Raw genomic sequence first — 219 nt, forward strand, 5'->3', positions numbered from 1 at the left:
AAAGAAGCTTATACTCTGGAAGACACTGTCACTTCATGTTGTGACACTAAACCTTCCTCCTTTGCCAGTACCTGTTGCGAAACTAAATCGACAGCAGTTGCGAACTCATGTTGCGATACTAAACCAGTAACGACTACTGATATAGCACCAAAAAGTAAGCCTCAGAGCCGTTGGATAAGAGTTTGGCACTCTACTTGGAAGGACTTCAAACAAGTACTA

General features: G+C 42.5%; 1 pseudogene. It reads left to right on the forward strand.

Annotated features, from left to right (window positions below):
- Positions 1 to 219: pseudogene (locus H5185_RS22840) on the forward strand (permease); the annotation flags it as partial.

It is taken from the genome of Shewanella sp. SG44-6 (genome assembly GCF_014164185.1).
Taxonomy (GTDB): domain Bacteria; phylum Pseudomonadota; class Gammaproteobacteria; order Enterobacterales; family Shewanellaceae; genus Shewanella; species Shewanella vesiculosa.